At 54.2% G+C, this 13,081-nt stretch carries 11 protein-coding genes; 3 read left to right on the forward strand and 8 right to left on the reverse strand.

Annotation, left to right across the window (positions count from 1 at the left end; genetic code table 11):
- Positions 1-14: 14 nt before the first annotated feature.
- Both gshA and luxS read left to right on the forward strand, forming a co-directional pair.
- On the forward strand, positions 15-1,559 hold the full coding sequence (gene gshA / locus KCR01S_RS18050) for a glutamate--cysteine ligase (RefSeq protein ID WP_061284468.1): 1,545 nt from the start codon (positions 15-17) through the stop codon (positions 1,557-1,559).
- A gap of 260 nt (positions 1,560-1,819) precedes the next feature.
- On the forward strand, positions 1,820-2,335 hold the full coding sequence (gene luxS / locus KCR01S_RS18055; RefSeq protein WP_061284469.1) for an S-ribosylhomocysteine lyase: 516 nt from the start codon (positions 1,820-1,822) through the stop codon (positions 2,333-2,335).
- 194 nt (positions 2,336-2,529) lie between these two features.
- Here the strand turns inward: luxS and emrB are convergent, their stop codons facing one another.
- The 8 genes from emrB to KCR01S_RS18095 all read right to left on the reverse strand — a co-directional run bounded on the left by emrB (position 2,530) and on the right by KCR01S_RS18095 (position 11,620).
- On the reverse strand, positions 2,530-4,068 hold the full coding sequence (gene emrB, locus KCR01S_RS18060; RefSeq protein ID WP_061284470.1) for a multidrug efflux MFS transporter permease subunit EmrB: 1,539 nt from the start codon (positions 4,066-4,068) through the stop codon (positions 2,530-2,532).
- A gap of 16 nt (positions 4,069-4,084) precedes the next feature.
- Positions 4,085-5,257, reverse strand: coding sequence for a multidrug efflux MFS transporter periplasmic adaptor subunit EmrA (gene emrA, locus KCR01S_RS18065; protein WP_061284471.1), 1,173 nt, complete (start codon positions 5,255-5,257; stop codon positions 4,085-4,087).
- Positions 5,258-5,369: 112 nt separating this feature from the next.
- The gene (mprA, locus tag KCR01S_RS18070) at positions 5,370-5,900 is read right to left on the reverse strand and encodes a transcriptional repressor MprA (protein ID WP_052284487.1); all 531 of its coding nucleotides are present in this window, start codon (positions 5,898-5,900) and stop codon (positions 5,370-5,372) included.
- A 135-nt stretch (positions 5,901-6,035) separates the two neighbouring features.
- Complete coding sequence (locus KCR01S_RS18075) at positions 6,036-7,217, reverse strand: MFS transporter (protein WP_061284497.1); 1,182 nt, start codon at positions 7,215-7,217, stop codon at positions 6,036-6,038.
- Between the two features lie 249 nt (positions 7,218-7,466).
- Positions 7,467-8,462 carry a glycine betaine/L-proline ABC transporter substrate-binding protein ProX gene (proX, locus tag KCR01S_RS18080; protein ID WP_061284472.1) on the reverse strand — a complete coding sequence of 332 codons (996 nt, stop codon included), beginning with the start codon at positions 8,460-8,462 and terminating at the stop codon, positions 7,467-7,469.
- Between the two features lie 65 nt (positions 8,463-8,527).
- Positions 8,528-9,586, reverse strand: coding sequence for a glycine betaine/L-proline ABC transporter permease ProW (gene proW, locus KCR01S_RS18085; RefSeq protein WP_061284473.1), 1,059 nt, complete (start codon positions 9,584-9,586; stop codon positions 8,528-8,530).
- Positions 9,579-10,781 carry a glycine betaine/L-proline ABC transporter ATP-binding protein ProV gene (proV, locus tag KCR01S_RS18090; RefSeq protein ID WP_061284474.1) on the reverse strand — a complete coding sequence of 401 codons (1,203 nt, stop codon included), beginning with the start codon at positions 10,779-10,781 and terminating at the stop codon, positions 9,579-9,581. The genes proW and proV overlap by 8 nt, the downstream gene beginning before the upstream one ends.
- Before the next feature lie 407 nt (positions 10,782-11,188).
- A complete protein-coding gene (locus KCR01S_RS18095) occupies positions 11,189-11,620 on the reverse strand; it encodes a carboxymuconolactone decarboxylase family protein (protein ID WP_061284475.1) in 432 nt (143 codons plus the stop codon).
- 101 nt (positions 11,621-11,721) lie between these two features.
- Here KCR01S_RS18095 and pdxR point away from each other — a divergent pair, with 101 nt between their 5' ends.
- Complete coding sequence (gene pdxR, locus KCR01S_RS18100; RefSeq protein WP_156478782.1) at positions 11,722-13,056, forward strand: MocR-like pyridoxine biosynthesis transcription factor PdxR; 1,335 nt, start codon at positions 11,722-11,724, stop codon at positions 13,054-13,056.
- Positions 13,057-13,081: the final 25 nt, after the last annotated feature.

Genomic DNA, 13,081 nt, shown 5'->3' on the forward strand with positions numbered 1-13,081 from the left:
GGCGGGAGGTCAATTTGATCCCGGACGTATCACAGGCGCTGTCCTGGCTGGAAAAACATCCTCAGGCTCTTAAGGGGATCCAGCGCGGTCTTGAGCGTGAAACTCTTCGTGTTAATGCAGATGGCTCACTGGCAACAACAGGCCACCCAGAGGCGTTAGGCTCCACGCTGACCCACAAATGGATCACCACTGACTTCGCAGAAGCGCTGCTTGAGTTTATCACCCCAGTGGATGGCGATATTGATCATATGCTGACGCTACTGCGTGACGTGCACCGTTATACCGCGCGTCAGTTGGGTGACGAACGTATGTGGCCGCTGAGTATGCCGTGCTATATCGCGCCGGGTCAGGATATCGAACTGGCGCAGTACGGCACCTCTAACGTCGGTCGCCTGAAGACGCTGTACCGTGAAGGGCTGAAGAACCGCTACGGCGCGTTGATGCAGACTATCTCCGGCGTTCACTATAACTTCTCGCTGCCGATGGCATTCTGGCAGGCGAAGTGCGGTGTACACGATAAAGAAGCGATATCGGCAGGCTATTTCCGCCTGATTCGTAACTATTATCGTTTTGGCTGGGTTATACCGTATCTGTTCGGTGCTTCTCCGGCTATCTGCTCTTCATTCCTGCAGGGTAAGCCGACGACGCTGCCGTTTGAGAAAACCGACTGCGGTATGTATTACCTGCCTTACGCGACGTCGCTGCGCTTAAGCGATCTGGGTTATACCAATAAGTCGCAAAGCAATCTCGGAATTACGTTTAACGAATTGCACGAGTATGTGGCAGGATTAAAGCGGGCGATCAAAACGCCATCGGAAGAGTATGCGCGCATTGGTCTTGAGAAAGACGGCAAGCATCTGCAGATTAACAGCAACATTCTGCAAATTGAGAATGAGCTGTATGCGCCGATTCGTCCAAAACGCGTGACGCGTGACGGTGAAACGCCGTCTGATGCGCTGTTGCGCGGCGGCATCGAATACATCGAAGTTCGTTCGCTCGACATCAACCCGTTCTCGCCAATTGGCGTAGACGAGCAGCAGATCCGCTTCCTGGACCTGTTCATGGTGTGGTGCGTACTGGCCGATGCGCCGGAAATGAGCAGCGATGAACTGCTGTGTACCCGTACCAACTGGAATCGCGTAATTCTGGAAGGGCGCAAACCGGGTCTGACGCTGGGCATTGGTTGTGAAACCGCGCAGTTCCCGCTGACTAAAGTCGGTAAGGATCTGTTCCATGACCTGAAGCGCGTCGCACAGACGCTGGACGGCATGAACGGCGGCAGCGAGTATCAAAAAGTTTGCGATCAGCTGGTAGCTTGTTTTGATAATCCAGAATTAACCTTCTCCGCTCGCATTCTGCGTTCTATGCTTGAGAGTGGGATTGGTGGCACCGGTAAAGCTCTGGCGGAACAGTACCGCACGATGCTGCGTGAAGAGCCGTTAGAAGTGTTGAGCGAAGAGGATTTCGCGAAGGAACGCGATGCGTCCAGAGAACGTCAGCGTCAGATTGAAGAAGCGGATAGCGAATCGTTTGAAGCTCTGCTGGCAAGACACGCTTGATACAAAAGAAAAAGGCCACATCACTGTGGCCAAAATATACATCTCTGAATCAGGGATGATGATAACAAATGCGCGTCTTTCATATACTGAGACTGGCATAGGAACAAAGAGTTCAGTTTATTTTAAAAAAAATCACATTATCCTGAAGCAGAACGAAGCGTAGTGCATAAAGTTGATTCTATTCAATGAGTTAAAATATTAACTCGATAGAAAAAAAGTGCAGCGCTCGGGAGCATGAAGGTGATATCGGAGGTTACGAAATGCCGTTGTTAGATAGCTTCACAGTCGATCATACCCGTATGGAAGCCCCAGCCGTTCGCGTGGCGAAGAAGATGAATACCCCGCACGGCGACGCAATCACGGTTTTTGACCTGCGTTTTTGCGTACCAAACCAGGAAGTGATGCCAGAAAAAGGCATTCACACCCTTGAGCACCTGTTTGCCGGCTTCATGCGTGACCACCTGAACGGTAACGGCGTTGAAATTATCGATATCTCGCCAATGGGCTGCCGTACCGGCTTCTACATGAGCCTTATCGGCACGCCTGACGAGCAGCGCGTTGCGGATGCCTGGAAAGCCGCGATGGCCGATGTCCTGAAAGTGAAGGATCAAAAGCAAATTCCTGAGCTGAACGTCTATCAGTGCGGTACTTACCAGATGCACTCTCTGAGCGAAGCGCAGGATATCGCGCGTCACATTATAGACCGCGGTGTGCGCATCAATAGCAATGATGAACTGGCGCTGCCAAAAGAGACGCTGCAGGAACTGCACATCTAGTTTCACAGCCATAAACGGCTAAAACCCTGGGGTCTCTCCGGGGTTTTTGTTTATTGGTGATGGGGGAGGGTGAAAACAAGCCTCAACCATTGACTGCCGATGAGGCGCAAGAAGCAGCACCTGACTCAGGTTTTCTCTGCTCTTCTGGCTATCGATAGATAAAAAAAGCCAGCTCTGATGAGCTGGCTTTTTCTTTAGTGAGCGCCTCCGCCACCACCGCCGGCACCGAACGGCGGTTTGGCAAACCACACTAGCCCCAACAGCACCAGGAAGATCCCTGCCGAAATCCAGAAGATTTCGTTGGCTGAAATGATCAGCCCCTGGTTGGTTATCTGTTGGGCTATCCAGCCAGAGGCCTGCTGCTGCGTCATGCCCATGCTTTGCAGTTGATCGTACATCTGCTGGGCATTCGGGTTGAACGGCGTCACAGACTCAGTGAGCTGCGCGTGGTGCATGGCTTCGCGGTTGGTCCAAAGGGTTGTCGTTATTGAGGTCCCGATAGAACCGGCCAGCGTACGCGTAAAGTTCGACAGGCTCGATGCGGCCGCCAGGCGCTCAGGCGGAAGCCCGGAGAGCGTGATGGTGGTCAACGGCATGAAGAAGCACGCGACGGCGAAGCCCTGAATAAACTGTGGCCATGCGGATGCGCCAAAGTCCATTCCCGGCTCGAAGGTGTAGGCACGCCAGTAGAAGCAGACGGCGTACATGATAAAGCTAAAGGTCACCAGACGACGCATATCCAGCTTATGGGCAAAGCGGCCGATAATCGGCGACAGAAGAACCGGTATCACCCCAACTGGCGCCGAGGCCAGGCCTGCCCAGGTGGCGGTATAGCCGTAAACCTCCTGCAATAGCTGCGGCAAGAGAACAATGGCGCCGAAGTAGAGCATGTAGGCGAGGCTGATACACAAACAGCCGATGGTAAAGTTTCGCGATTTAAATAGCGAGAGATCGACTATCGGGTTGTCGTCGGTCAGCTCCCAGACGATCAGGAAACTCAGCGATATCACCGCCACTATGGTTAATACGATGATCTCGGTGGAGTTAAACCAGTCGAGCTCTTTCCCTTGGTCGAGCATCACCTGCAGGCTACCAATACCCAGGACCAGCAGCGCCAGACCAATGCCGTCGATACGGCGCTGTTCGGTTCGCGTTTCGCGTCCCCGCAGGCTCTGCAGACTTAATATCACCACCAGCGCACCGATAGGCACGTTGATGAAGAATATCCAGCCCCAGTGATAGTTATCGCTGATATAACCGCCGAGAATTGGCCCGCAGATTGGCGCGACGATGACCGTCATCGACCACAGCGCCAGCGCGATTGAGCGCTTAGCCGGCGGGTAATTGCTCAGCAGCAGACTCTGCGACAGCGGGATCAGCGGCCCGGCGACAATCCCCTGAATAACGCGGAAGAAGATAAGCATGCTAAGGCTGGTGGACATCCCGCATGCCCATGAGGCAATCACGAAGGCAACGGTTGACCACAGGAACAGCTTAACCTCGCCGACGCGCTTGGCCAGCCAGCCGGTAATGGGGATCGAGATGGCGTTCGCCACCCCGAATGAGGTAATAACCCATGTCCCCTGGCTCAGTGACGAGCCAAGGTTACCGGCAATCGTGGGGATAGCCACGTTGGCGATGGTGGAGTCCAGCACCTGCATGAATGTCGCAAGCGACAGCGCAATGGTCATAATGACCAGCTGCGCGCCTTCTAGCGGTTTTTGCGGTTGCATTACGCGCACCCCAGCATTAGTTGGCGTTGGCCTGGACGATGTCGTTGATCAGCTTGTTGACCGGATCGAGGCTGATTTCACGCGCGTTACTTTCGTAAACCGGGCTGGTACGGATCTGGTTAGCCAGCATCTGTCCATCGCGGTTAGAAGTATCCACTTTGACCAGCGTAGACAGGCCAATACGCAGCGGATGTTTCGCCAACTGATCGGCATCCAGTTCAATACGAACCGGCAGACGCTGGACGACCTTAATCCAGTTACCGGTCGCGTTCTGCGCCGGCAGCAGGGAGAAGGCGCTACCGGTACCCATGTCCAGACCGACCACTTTACCGGTGTACTTCACGTCATCACCGTAAATATCACTGATCACGGTCACCGGCTGGCCAATACGCATATGCGCAAGCTGCGTCTCTTTAAAGTTCGCATCAACCCACAGGTTGCTGGCGGGGACCACGGCCATCAGCGGGGTGGTTGGGCTAATCTGCGCGCCAGGCTGTACGGAACGACGGGAGACATAGCCGCTCATCGGGCTGACGATTTTGGTACGCTGCAGCGCAAGCCACGCGTTACGCACATCGGTTGCCGCCTGACGAACGGTTGGCTGCTCTTCCAGCGTGCTGCCAAGGATCATGGCCTGGTTTGCGTTGTACTGCTGAATCGCAACGTTGAGAGCCGCCTGAGCGCTGGTCACTGCATCTCTGGCGTGCTGCAGTTCTTCGCGGCCAATCAGGTTGGCGCTGCCCAGCGGAATACGACGGTTAAGGTCGGTTTGCGCCTGTGACAGGGTCGTTTTACGGATCTCAATGTTGGCCTGCAGCTGCTTGTTGTTGATCATCAGCTGACGCATCTGACGTACGCTGGAAGCCAGCGTGGTCTGCGCTTTTTCAAAGGCCTGCTGGGCATCGGTCTGGTCAAGCGTTACCAGCACGTCACCCTTTTGGATGTAGTCGGTATTATCTGCCCAGACTTTGGTTACGCTGCCCGATACCTGCGACATGATTTGAACCTGGTTACCCGCCACGTATGCATCATCGGTTTCCTCGAAATGACGCAAGACTAAGAACCAGTAACTGCCATAGATAATGCCAATAATAACAAAGAGCAAGGTCAACAAGATAAGGATGCGATTACGCTTACCTTTCTTATTGGCGGGTTGCTGCGGGGCTTGAGTCTCCGCATTTGCGCTCATGTGATTCTCCACATTCTTATTATTTATACCGGCTTAAGCCGACTTGTTTACCGTAAAAGGCCAGCAGGGATTATCTGCTGGCCTGTTTGTTTTCTTTTGTATCGCGGTGGTATCAACGCAGGGCGTCAAGCACTGTGCCATCCTCTTCCATCTGATCAAGACGGGTGAGAAGTTTGCGGGTGATATGTTCGAGCTGGTCTTTCTCGGCATGGCTTAATGAAGACCAAAGCTGATGCAGACAGTTATGCTGCGGCGGCAGAACCTCATTCAGGAACTCGCGACCTTTATCGGTGAGCTGCAGGTGCAGGCAGCGGCGGTCGTTATCGCTTTCGCGACGTTCAATCCAGCCACGCTTTTCCAGCTCATCGGCAATGCGGGTGGCATTGGTGCGCGATGAGCCCAGCGCACAGCTGAGTTCGGAAGGCTGAATACTGTGGTTTTCTTGAGACTCCAGCGTGATTAGCGCCATAAACAACGTCTCGTTAATCCCCTGAGCTTTCAGCATCTTATTGCGATTATCCAGCAGTTTGCCCTGCATGTGCATGCAAAGACGAGTCAGCAGAATTTCCTGGAACGGGAACTCTTCGCTGCGGCTGGCGCGGAATTTCAGCATTTGTTCAATGGGCGTAAACGAACTATCCATCTGGGCATTACCTCATTAGTTACAGTCGATATAGTAACGAGAGTGACAAATAAAGTAAATGAATTAATTGCCGTAATTTATGTAGATAATCTATGACATACCGATGCCGGGTACGTATACCCGGCGCTCGGCACGTTATTCCGCATCCTGACGATGATAGCCCCACCACCACACCAGCAGGTTAACTACCGCCACCAGGCTCCCGGCCAGGCAGACGCCCAGCCAGCCAGCATGTTGCCAGGCGGAGGCTGAGAGCAGTGAGCCCGCCGCACCGCCAATAAAGTAGCTGGTCATATAGCCTGCCGTCAGGCGGTTACGCGCATCGGGCTGCACCCGGTAAATAACCGTTTGGTTAGTGATATGCACGCCCTGAACCATCAGGTCGAGCACCAGGATGCCCACAATTAACGCCAGCGCTGAGGTGTGTCCAAACCAGATGGCGACCCATGACAGCAACAGCAGCACCAGCCCCCAGGTGGTGGTCAGATGCGCTTTGCCCTTATCCGCCAGTCCGCCGACTGGACGGGCACCGAGTGCGCCAGCGGCACCGGCCAGGCCAAACAAACCAATGGTGGCTTCCGAGTAGTTGAACGGTGCGGCGGAAAGCAGAAAGGCCATCGACGTCCACAAAATGCTGAAGTTGGCAAAGGTCAGGCAACCGAGCAGTGCGCGGGTGCGCAGCAGCTTGTCGTGGGCAAAAAGACGGAAAATTGAGCCTAACAGTTGCCCATAGTTGAGGTGATTCTGCTGTTTAAGCGTGGGCAAACCGCGCCACAGGGCAAAAGCCAGCAGCACCATCAGCACGGTGGCGACCCAGTACACGGTACGCCAGCCGCCAAGGCTTGCCAGCAGCCCGGCGACAGTACGCGCCAGCAAAATACCCAACAGCAGACCGCTCATCACCGTCCCGACCACTTTACCGCGCTTCTCCGGCGCGGCGAGAGTGGCGGCCAGCGGCACCAGCAGTTGTGCCACAACCGAGAACAGGCCGGTGAGGGCGGTACCCAGAATCATCATCGTCAGGCTGTGACTGTTAGCGGTGATCAGCATCCCGCCCGCTGACAGCAGCGTCATGGTGACAATCAGGCGGCGGCGCTCAAACATATCCCCCAGCGGAACCAGAAACAGCAACCCGACGGCATAGCCAAGCTGGGCCGCGGTGACGATAAATCCGGCCTGGCTGGCGCTGAGAGAGAAGCTACGGGCGATGGTTTCCAGCAGCGGCTGCGCATAATAGTTGCTGGCCACAGCAAGACCCGTGGCGATAGACATTAACGCGATAAGTGCGGGGCTAAGCCCATGAGAAGGTTTAGTCATTTTTTTAGCATGGTTGGAGAGATTGTCCGCAATCATAACGAAAGCCGGCGGGGAGAGGGGAAATGTCGCGTAGCGGAATGTGCCATTTCAAACGTAAGGTATCGCCCGGCGTGATGATCTACGACCGGGCGACAAACGTGACTGCTGATACTGCAAGTTCGCGGCTTCCTTGTCTGATATGCGTTGCGCCGTCAGACTTTCCGGCGCGGATTGTCCATTGGAACAACTCGCGCCTGGGAGAAGGCAAACTTATTTTTGCGCAGCCAGCGCTTCTTTAATCCAGCCGTCAAAGACCTGCTGGTGGGCTTTCACCCAGCCATCAACCTGGCCCTGAACGTCGGCTTCGGATGATTTACCGTCATGCATCATCGCGTTCTGGGCGTTGATGTCGGACAGTGGCAGCTTCATGATGGCAAACAGCTTCGCCGCTGCCGGGTTTTTCTCAGCCCAGGCTTTGTTGGCGACAATATGCATGGTGCTGACTGGGAAGCCGTAGTTGGCACCGTTAGACAGCTTGGTATCGATATTTTTCTGCACGCCCGGCAGGGAAGAGAATGGGACCTGCAGCCATACCACGTCTTTACCCGGCTTCAACACGTCGCTCACCCAGTACGGTGTCCAGGTGTAGTAGATAATCGGTTTACCTTCTTTGAAACGGGTGATGGTGTCGGCCATCATCGCCGCATAGTTCCCCTGGTTATGCTCGACCGTTTTGGTCAGGTCGTAGGCATCCAACTGGTGGTTAATGACCGCTTCGCAGCCCCAGCCGGGGTTACAGCCCGTCAGATCGGCTTTGCCGTTGCCGTTGGTGTCGAACAATTTGGCAATCTTTGGATCTTTGAACTGTTCAATATTGGTGATGTGGTACTGGTCGGCGGTTTTTTTGTCGATCAGGTAGCCCTGAGCGGCGCCGTTGATCAGCGTCCCTTCACGATAGAATTTCTTGTCGCCGCCTGCGGCTTCATACATATCGTCATGCAGTGGGATCCAGTTTACGGCGGTGAAGGTAGCATCACCGGCGGCAATGGAGGTATAGCCGACGTTGTAATCCACTTCGTTTGGTTTATCGACGGTGTAGCCCAGTTTTTCCAGCGCACGGCTGACCAGCAGCGTCTGGAAGGTCTCTTCAGACAGCGTGCTTTGTATCGGCTGTACGGTAATGCCTTTCCCCGGCAGGTCAGCGGCAAAAGCGCTGGTGGAGACCAAAGTGGCGAAAGCAGTAGCAAATACCAATGAGTGTCGCATCGTTGTTCCTTTAATAGTGATTGTTGCGGAGCATTGGCCCGACGCGCGCCGGGCCAATACGATGGTTACTTAGTGAAGGGGCGAAGCACCAGACCCAGAGGGCCGGTATGGAACCAGCGGCGGTTGCCACGGCTGCGTGAATCGCGGCCAACGGCCTGGGTTAAGCGGTCCAGAATAATCGCGAGGATAACAATCCCTACGCCGCCCACGGTGGCAAGGCCCATATCCAGACGGCCAATACCGCGCAGCACCATCTGACCGAGACCGCCGACGGCGATCATCGAGGCGATAACCACCATCGACAGCGCCAGCATCAGCGTCTGGTTGACGCCAGCCATAATGGTTGGCATCGCCAACGGTAGCTGGACTTTAAACAGCATCTGACGCGGGCTGGCACCGAAGGAGCGCGAGGCTTCAATCAGATCGGCCGGTACCTGGTTTATCCCCAGAATGGTCAGACGCACAATCGGTGGCAGGGCGAAGATAATGGTCACCACCACGCCCGGTACGTTACCGATACCGAACAGCATGACGATAGGCACCAAATAGACAAACGCCGGCGTGGTCTGCATGGCATCAAGCAGAGGGCGAATAATTTTTGCCGCCCGCGGGCTACGAGCCAGCCAGATACCCAGCGGTAGACCAATGACCACGCAAAACAGCAACGCCGTCAGCACCAGCGCAAGGGTTATCATCGCCTGCGACCAGGCACCAATTGCGCCGATGGCAATCAATGAAATTAAGGTCGCCACGCCCATGCCAACGCCGGAAATCTGCCAGGCAATCAGTGCAAAGAGCACAATTGCCACGGGAGCCGGCATTCCCAGCAACAGCTGCTGGAAAGCGCTGAGGATATAGTCGATTGGCACGCGGATCCCCTGGAACACCGGGCGGAAGTGAGTCACTACCCAGTCGATACCATTCGTCACCCAGCTATCAAGCGGGATCAGCGTTTTATGGAACGGATCCATAATATTGAAATGCTCTGCCTGCGGGGCGGGTGCGCTATGTAACCAGTCTGCGCCGCCGCCGTCTGCGGGAGTTGATGAACCCCATGCATCAGCAGAATTTGCCGCACTGTCTGCGGCCGGTGTGGTATCCCACGGATTGGATTGATCAGCCATTGTTTGCCCCCTCGCGATCTAATGCCTGTAGCAGCATTCTTTTTGAAATAACGCCGACGTACTGCTGTTCTTCTCCAACAACCGGTACGGCGCAGGGGGCGTGGCCCACCTGAGAGAGCAATTCGCTGAGCGGCGTTTGTGCATCGACAGCCACCGGCTCATTAATTAATGCCGCCTCAATTCCCTGGTTCGCTTTCAACGCATCTTTCAGTGAGTCAATTGATACGATGCCGACAAATTTATTACCACGTTCGATGACATAGCCGTATTCACGATCATCATCTTGTAATAATTTTAATGCCGAGCGAGGGCCAAATCCGGGTGTTTTACGGATCAGTGCATCCGGGTTACGGCGAGCAATATCTTTGGCGCTAAATACCTGGCTAATATCTACGCCGCGGAAGAAGGTGCGGACATAATCATTGGCTGGGTTATTCAGAATTTCATCTGGAGTACCGACCTGTACCACTTCACCATTTTGCATAATGGCAATGCGATCGCCAATTCGCATGGCTTCGTCGAGATCGTGGGAAATAAATACCACGGTACGCTGATGTTTGGCCTGTAATTTCACCAACTCATCCTGCATCTCAGTACGAATTAATGGGTCGAGCGCCGAGAAGGCTTCATCCATTAATAGAATGTCGGGGTTAATGGCCAGAGCACGGGCAAGCCCTACGCGCTGACGCATCCCGCCGGAGAGTTCATCGGGATAGGCATGCGCATAATTCTCAAGGCCGACCTGGCGCAGCGCGTCCAGCGCTTTTGCCTGGCGTTCTTGTGCCGGTACGCCCGCTAAGTCCATACCGAAGGCGGTGTTATCCAGTACGCTCATATGCGGCATTAGCGCAAATGACTGGAAGACCATCGCAATCTTTTTACGGCGAACATCGCGCAGTTCAGCATCGGATATTTTGGCAATATCAATACCGTCAATCAGCACCTGTCCACGGGTGGGTTCAATCAGACGATTGAGAAGGCGTACCATGGTCGATTTGCCGGAACCGGATAATCCCATGATGACAAATATCTCGCCTTCTTCAATGGCCAGACTGGCGTCCTTTACGCCAAGTGATAACCCTGTTTTATCCAGAATTTGTTCTTTATTGAAACCCTTCTCGATATATTTAAATGCTCGCTGTGGATGCTCGCCGAATATTTTATAAAGATTCTTAACTTCTAATTTAACTGCCATGCAATATGAAATTTCCTGTTTTTAGTTTATGTCTATATGCTACCTGATGAAAATAATGACCTGTTTATACCCTAGCATACTGAGACGATGTGACAACCCTCAATCTGTTTTCATCTGAAATATCAGGGGCGAACGTTATGGCTGAATTTCCCATGATATAAGGGCTGAGAGCAAATCATGGGTGGCTGATTTTTTTATGAATTTATATGTAAATTTTGCCAGAAATCTGAAGAACGTCATGAATATTGCATGTAGGAATGACCAAAATTTGAGTAAATTATTTGTATGATGATGATGGTTTTAAGGAAATATCCGGGTGAAAACTAGGGGTGTATTTGGTGGGAAATAGAAGGGAATAAGGAAAAAATAGCGCCCGTAATCAGTGATTATTTACGGGCGGGGAGGTTTTACATCCGCATACCGACAGCCAGACGGTTAAAGGCATTCATCAGGCTAATTGCAAAGGTCATATCGCTTATCTGCTCGGCGCTAAAGTGTGCCAGCAGCGGTTGATAGACGTGGTCTTCCGCGTGCGTATCGGCGATATGGGTCAGATCTTCAGCCCAAGCCAGCGCCGCACGTTCCGCATCACTGAAGTGATTACTTACTCGCCAGCCAGCTAACGCATCAAGCTTGGTCTGATCGACGCCGGATTTGCGCAGGGCTTTGCTGTGCATTTCAAGGCAAAAAGCGCAGCCGTTGATCTGCGAAACGCGCAGATACAGCAGTTCTAGTAGCGTACGCTCCAGCGAGCTTTTTTCCAGGGCGATACTGGCTTGAACCAGCCCGGCATAAACGGCTGGGCTCAATTCACTATAGGGTTGGCGTAATGCAATCATGATGTCACTCCTCGTTCAAGATGGGACAAAAATAGCACTATAATGGTCTTAAAAAGATAGCCATATTACGAGTAAAAAATAAGACCATGAAGGTAAGCAGCATCCCACGCTATCAGCAGATAGCGCGACAACTGAAAGCGGCGATAGAGCAAGGGGAGCTGACCTCGGGCAGGCGTTTACCCTCCAGCCGGGTATATGCCCAGGAGCTGGGCGTTTCCCGCGTCACGGTAGAGAATGCCTACGGCGAGCTGGTGGCTCAGGGGTGGCTTGAGCGGCGCGGGCAGGCGGGGACGTTTGTGAGCGACCACTTAACCCTACAGCCGGTCAGCGCCGAGCCGCTGGGTTTTGGCGGAGAACAATCCCAGCCTCAGCCCTTCCAGTTAGGACTGCCTGCGCTGGATCTCTTTCCGCGTGGATTATGGGCGCGGGTAATGGGGCGGCGTTTGCGTACGCAGACGCGCTTTGATTTGGCACTCGGGGATGTGTGCGGTGAAAGCGTACTTCGTCAGGCGCTGGTGGAGTATTTACGGCTGTCGCGCAGTATCGAATGCGAAGCTGAACAGGTCTTTATCACCTCGGGATATGCCGCATCAATGAGCCTGATTCTGCAATCTTTGGGGGGGCGGGGTGAAGTGATGTGGGTTGAAGACCCCGCTTTTCCGCTGATTCGCCCGGTGGTGGAACAGGAGGGGGTGACGCTCTCTCCCATACCGGTGGATGCGGACGGCATGAACGTTGAGTGGGCAATACGGCATGCGTCTGACGCCCGTTTTGCCCTGTTGACTCCAGCCCATCAAAGCCCTACCGGCGTAGCGCTTTCGTTGCCAAGGCGACGCCAACTGCTGGATTGGGCTGCACATCATCAGGCGTGGATCATCGAAGATGATTACGACAGTGAATTTCGCTACCTCGGAAAACCGCTGCCGCCGCTGAAAAGTCTGGATGCCCCGCAGCGGGTTATCTATGCAGGGACATTCAGCAAATCGATGTTTCCGGCACTGCGCACCGCGTGGCTGGTGGTGCCGCTACCGCTCGTGGCGCAATTCCGTCTCCAGGCCCAGCGGTTGGCCTGCCCGGTGCCACGGCTGTGGCAGCAGACGCTGGCGGACTTTCTCCGCGAGGGGCACTTCTGGCGGCATCTGAAGAAAATGCGCGTTCACTATGCCCAGCGCCGGCGCTGGCTTGAGGAGGCTTTAGTCGCGCACGGTTTTCAGGTGGTGGAACAGTCCGGAGGGATCCAATTGGTGGTAGCCGTTGAGGGCGACGACAGATCGATGGCGCTTCGAGCACGGCGGGCGGGGCTCGCGGTGCAGGCCGTGAACGATTGGCGTATGGCACATGGCGGGTCGGCGGGCCTGATAATGAGTTTTACCAATATTGCTTCACAGACCGTGGCTCAGCAGCAGGTTAAGGCTCTGACGCTCGCGCTAAAATAAAAGCCCCGGATTATCTGAAATAACC

Source organism: Kluyvera cryocrescens NBRC 102467, from assembly GCF_001571285.1.
In the GTDB taxonomy this organism is placed as follows: Bacteria; Pseudomonadota; Gammaproteobacteria; order Enterobacterales; family Enterobacteriaceae; genus Kluyvera; species Kluyvera cryocrescens.